The organism is Clostridium sp. 1001270J_160509_D11 (genome assembly GCF_015667935.1).
GTDB lineage: Bacteria > Bacillota > Clostridia > Peptostreptococcales > Peptostreptococcaceae > Intestinibacter.
Genome location: NZ_JADPET010000163.1, coordinates 1 through 5995 on the forward strand (window position 1 = coordinate 1; position 5995 = coordinate 5995).

The 5995-nt window shown below is 27.2% G+C and carries 6 protein-coding genes; all 6 read right to left on the reverse strand.

The features are described 5' to 3' along the window. Nucleotides 1-38 precede the first annotated feature (38 nt). The 6 genes from I4U58_RS12145 to I4U58_RS12170 all read right to left on the reverse strand — a co-directional run bounded on the left by I4U58_RS12145 (nucleotide 39) and on the right by I4U58_RS12170 (nucleotide 5824). Entirely contained in the window at nucleotides 39-1484 is a 1446-nt protein-coding gene (locus tag I4U58_RS12145) for a M56 family metallopeptidase (RefSeq protein ID WP_195931609.1), read from the reverse strand. Nucleotides 1485-1511: 27 nt separating this feature from the next. Next, entirely contained in the window at nucleotides 1512-1874 is a 363-nt protein-coding gene (locus tag I4U58_RS12150) for a BlaI/MecI/CopY family transcriptional regulator (protein WP_195931610.1), read from the reverse strand. A gap of 201 nt (nucleotides 1875-2075) precedes the next feature. Then, a complete protein-coding gene (locus I4U58_RS12155; protein ID WP_195931611.1) occupies nucleotides 2076-3047 on the reverse strand; it encodes an ABC transporter substrate-binding protein in 972 nt (323 codons plus the stop codon). 71 nt (nucleotides 3048-3118) lie between these two features. Continuing rightward, entirely contained in the window at nucleotides 3119-3874 is a 756-nt protein-coding gene (locus tag I4U58_RS12160) for an ATP-binding cassette domain-containing protein (protein WP_007286065.1), read from the reverse strand. After that, the gene (locus I4U58_RS12165) at nucleotides 3871-4809 is read right to left on the reverse strand and encodes an iron chelate uptake ABC transporter family permease subunit (protein ID WP_154646029.1); all 939 of its coding nucleotides are present in this window, start codon (nucleotides 4807-4809) and stop codon (nucleotides 3871-3873) included. Before I4U58_RS12165 ends, I4U58_RS12160 begins: the two co-directional genes overlap by 4 nt. A 61-nt stretch (nucleotides 4810-4870) precedes the next feature. Beyond that, entirely contained in the window at nucleotides 4871-5824 is a 954-nt protein-coding gene (locus tag I4U58_RS12170; RefSeq protein WP_195931612.1) for an ABC transporter permease, read from the reverse strand. Between the last annotated feature and the right edge of the window lie 171 nt (nucleotides 5825-5995).

Consider the following 5995-nt stretch of genomic DNA (forward strand, 5'->3'; position numbering starts at 1 on the left):
AGCATTTGAATAGTAAGGGTTTAAATAAACCATTGGGTCTATATAAGGCTGAGGATATATTTACTTAAATCAATAATTGTCATATCAGGTTCATTTAATGTGGTTTCTTTAGTTTCTACTAATTTTTTATCTGAATATACATTTGATTTTATAGATGTTATTCCATTAGATAGTGTTACTAATGCTTTTTTATCTAGATTTTTCCCATAATCTATTACAAAACTTCCACCCATTATATCGTAGTCCTGATGTGTTATATATCTCTCTCCAAGCTCGATATATAGTGGTTTTAGTTTATCGTTATCTTTTTCAAACACACATACTCCCAATTTTTCTTTATTAGAGTGGTCGACAAATCCAGCAATTATGTTATTTTCTATTGATTTTATACTAAAAACATATATATTTTCTATTTCACCTGTAGATTTAAAATTCGATATACTTTCTCTTATATAAAATAGCTCCTTATCATACATATAATCTATTTCACTGTCTTTTGCTATATAATCTACCCCTAGTTGACCATATGAAATTGGGTCTTTATCGTATATTTGACTAGCACTAGGATTTGATATAAAGAATACTACCCAAAATACAAATGCTATAAAAAGTATTTTAGGTGTTTTATACACCATTTTTTTATATTTTAAGATATTTTCTATTCTTTTTTTAGCATAATTTTCACCAAAAGCCAATGGACAAAGCAAGTCTAAAGTTGATGTAGTTGCAAACTCTAATAATGAATTACTATAATCTACTTTTATATCTATTTTAAAATCTTTCATAACTCTTTCATCACAAGACATCTCCATATCTTGTGTCATAAGTTCAAATGCCTTCCAAACAATCGGATTAAACCAATGTATTATTACAGCTAAGAAGTAAACTTGTTTTACTATATAATCGAATCTCTTTATATGTACTTCTTCGTGATGTATTAGATATTCTTGTTCTCTTTCGCAAATTCCAAGTGGAAGATATATTTTAGGTTTTATTATACCAAATACAAATGGCGAATCTATACGATCAGTCTCATATATATTATCTTTTATAAGTGTTGCTGTGCATATTTTTTTCCTCATTTTTATATAAGATATTATTGTGTGTAGACTTAAAAGTATTATTCCTGCAATCCATAATATTATAGCTATCCACAATATATATTCTATTTTACTTCGATTTAAATTAAATGCTTCTATATTTAGATTGTTTGATATATACTCCCTAATTTTATTATTTTCTAAATGTTTAACTATATCTGTATTTATAGGTTTATTAAAATATTTTAGTTTAATAAGCGATAAATCACTATATATATTTATAGGTATAATCAATCGTAGAAATAAACCTGCCCACAATAAATATGAGTATATCTTTGGAAACTTAGATAACATATATCTTCCTATTAATATAACTAAAAATAATACTACTCCCAATCTAGTCATATTAAAAACTGTATTAAACATTGTTGATAAAATATTCATAGATTCTCCCCCTTATCTCTAAATAGTTTAATCTTCTTTATAAGAATCTATTAATTTTTTTAACTCTTCAGCTTCATATTTTGATATTTTTTTATTTCCAAAGAATGCTGTCAAAAACTTAGGTAGTGAACCACCAAATGACTTTTCAACAACTTCATGGCTCTCATAAATCTGAGTGTCCTCTCTTTTTACTATAGCTGTAACTACTGTATTTTCATTTTTTAATATACCTCTTTGAGCTAATTTCCTTAAAACAGTGTATGTAGTTGACTTTTTCCATCCAAGTTTTTCATTACATACTTTTACTAAATCCCCTGACTTTATCGGCTCCTCATCCCAAATAATATTCATAAATTTAAGTTCTGCATCGAATAATTTATATTTTTCCATAATACCTCTCCTTTTTGGTTTATCATAGTAAACCACTTTATTAATTATAAGTTTATCACGATAAACCAAATTTGTACACACTAAAAATCTCTAAAACATATTTATTTTTTCTCTAATTTTTTTATTTAAAATAAAAAAACTTAGAGCACAGTATTTAAACTTTACCCTAAGTTTTTATTTTATTATTGAACTTATTTCTTATTATTTTATAGCATCTGCTATTTCATCTATCATTTGGTTTGTAGACTCGATTCCACCAGTCATTGTATACCATATAACAGAGTTTAAGTAAACTATATTTCCATTTTTAGCAACTTCTGTTTTATTCATTACTTCATTGTCAAATAATTTAGATGCAGCTTCACCTTTACCAGTAACTGCTCCTCTATCTACAACAAATACATAATCTGATTTATTTTCTAAGAAATATTCAAATGATACTTGTTGCCCGTGAGTTGAATCGTCTATATTTTTGTCAACTTCAGTAAATCCTAAACCATTATATATTAATCCATATCTTGATTTAGCAGAAAATACACTTATACTTCCTTCATTAGCCATAACAACACTAGCAGTTAATCCTTTTTCTGCCACAGTTTTGTTTACTTTTGCTATTTTAGCTTCTATTTCATCTATAGCTTTTTTAGCTTCATCTTGTTTATCAAATAAGTTTCCTAAATCAGTAACTACAGTTTTGAATGAATTCATGTAATCTTGTCCATCTACTGCTAAGTTTACAGTTGGAGCTATTTCTTTGAAACTATCTATATCTTCTGCTTGTCTTCCACCTATTATTATTAAATCTGGATTTAAAGACTCAACTGCTTCAAAATCAGTTTCTTTTAAGCTTCCTACATTAGTGTATTTATCATCTGAGTAATTTGATAATATTTCTGGCATTTTTCCGTTTTTAGGTAGACCAACTACCGCATCAACACCTAAGTTTTTTAATATATCTGCTACACCATAATCAAATACTACAACTCTTTTTGGATTCTTTTTTAATTCTGCTTTTTCGCCATTTGCATCTGTTACCTGAACAGTTGTTTGTTCAGCACTTTGTTCTTGCTGTGTTTGTTGATTTTGTGATCCCGAATTTAATTTAGTAAATCCAAACACTCCTAATCCTAATACTAAAATTCCACCTACTATGGCAGCTGCTTTTTTGTTCATTTTTATTCTCCCAATAATATATAATGACTTTTTTATTAAGTCCTATATAACCTTTCTTTAATTTTTTATTTTTAATAATAAATACTTATTTTTTTACCATCTATATCTTTGACATCAAAGTCCATCTCGTATATATCTTCAAGTGTCTCTTTATTTATTATCTCATCAACTATTCCTTCTTTTGCAATCATACCGTTTTTTAAGCAGATTATATAATCAGAATAACAAGATGTGAAGTTAATATCATGCATAACTAAGATTATTGTTTTTCCAAGCTCATCACAAAGTTTTTTTAGAACTTTCATCATCTGAACTGAATTATTCATATCTAAGTTATTTAGAGGTTCATCTAAGAATATATATTCAGTGCCTTGAGCTATAACCATTGCAATATATGCTCTTTGTCTTTGACCACCACTTAACTCGTCTAGATATTTATCTTGAATATCAGTAAGTCTCATATACTCTATAGCTTCTTCTACATATTTAATATCTTCTGCTTGTAATTTTCCCTCGCAATATGGAAATCTACCAAAACTAACAAGTTCTCTAATTGTTAGTCTTATATTTATATTGTTTGATTGCTTTAATATAGCAATCTTTTTAGATAATTCTTTTTTGTCCCAGCTATCTAGTTCTTTTCCTTCTATAAATACTTGACCACCGTCTCTTTTCATAAGTCTAGTTATCATAGAGAAAGCTGTACTTTTTCCAGCTCCATTTGGGCCTATTAAAGAAGTTATTTTTCCTTTTTGTATTTTAAGCGATACATCATGTACCACCATTTTATCTCCATAACTTTTGCTTAAATTTCTTACTTCTATCATATTCGACTCTCCTTGTAAAGTAGATACATAAAGTAAATACCGCCTATCATATTAATTACTACACTAACAGGTGTACTTAAATGTAAAATTCTCTCCATTAATACCTGACCAAATACTAATGTAAATATACTTACTAATATTGATACAGTTATTAAATAACTATGTTTATATGTTTTCATCATTTCTCTAGTTATATTTGCTACTAAAATTCCTAAGAATGTAAGAGGGCCTACTAAAGATGTTGAAATTGCTATAAGTATTGCTATTATTACAAATGATTTTTTCATTATTTTGTCATAGTCAACACCTAAGTTAATTGCTTGATCTTTCCCTAAACTCATTACATCATAGTATTTTATATCATCCCAAACAAATGGAATCATAAGTAAAACTAATATTATAGATAAGAATAATATATCTACATTTACATTGTTAAAACTAGCAAATAATTTGTTTTGAAGAACTAAATATTCATTTGGATCAATTACCATTTGCATAAATGATGATAAACTTCTGAAAAATGTACCACAAATCATACCTATTAATAATACAAATATTATGTTTGCATTATCTTTTTTAAATATTAATTTGTATAGTAAAGATGTTCCTAAAATCATAAATACTAGGCAAATTAAGAAGTTTATTTTCTTATTTGATACAAATGCACTACTTGAACCAAAAGCAAATATTAACATAGTTTGTATTGCTACATATAGAGAATCTATACCCATTACATTCGGAGTTAAGATTCTGTTGTCCGTTATAGTTTGGAAGATTATTGTTGAAAATCCGATGCATCCACCTGTCAGAATTATTGCTATTAATCTAGGTATTCTTTTTGAAAGAGCATAATCCATACTCCCTTTGTTGATTCCCATAAATAAGAATAATAACGATGATGCTAATATCATTAGAGATAATACTATTATCGGCATATATAAATTTTGTTTTCTATCCACTTTTCCTATCTTTTTACCTATTTTATTTCTCTCTAGATTAGCTTGCATATGATTTCCTCCTTAAAACTAAATAAAGGAACATTCCACTACCTATTACACCAACTGTAAGACCTACAGAAAGTTCATAAGGGTAGACAAATACTCTTGCAAGAATATCACAGAATAAAACAAATATTGCCCCAAATAATGCAGTATCTAATATATTCTCGTGTACATTGTCTCCTTTATATAGTGAAACTAAATTTGGTACTATTAACCCTATATAAGGGATTTCACCAGCTATAATAACTACACAAACAGTTACTATAGATACTATTATCAGTCCAAGATTTACAATTTTATTGTAATCAAGACCTAAGTTTGTTGCAAAATCTTCACCCATTCCAACAACTGTGAATTTGTGTGCATAGAAAAATGCAATTGCCATTAGTGGTATTGATAAATATAATAATTCATAATTTCCTTTTAAGATCATTGAAAAATTACCTTGTAACCATGAGTTAACATTTTGCATTATGTCAAATTCGTAACCAATGTAAGTAGTTATTGAGCCAATTATATTACCAAACATAATACCTACAAGTGGAACGAATATCACACTCTTTACTTTTAAATTTTTTAAAAAAGTCATAAATAACATTGTTCCAGCTAGTGCAAAAACAAATGATATCATAGCCTTTTGCATAGTTGTTGCTCCAGGTACTAAAACCATTGCAATTACTATACCAAGTTTTGCTGAATCTATTGTTGCTCCTGTAGTTGGTGAAACAAATTTATTTTGACTTATTTGTTGCATTATTAAGCCACATATACTCATAGCACTACCTGCTACAAGTGTGCTTATTAATCTCGGTATTCTACTAACCATCATAAGATGCATTGTCTCATCACGACCAGTAAATACATCTAATATATTTATGCTTTTAGCTCCTAATAACAAGGAGATTATACATAAAGTAATTAATATTAGCGTTAAATATTTTTTTTTCATGATTTTTATTTCTCCTAGCCCTTTTGTTATCTCATAATCATAAACATATGATAACGATTATCATTTTATATTTATATTATAATTCAATCAATATACTATTTCAATATTTTTTTTATCATTTTAATATTTTTTTAATTTTAATTAGATTTTTAAATTAATAAAGCTTTTAAT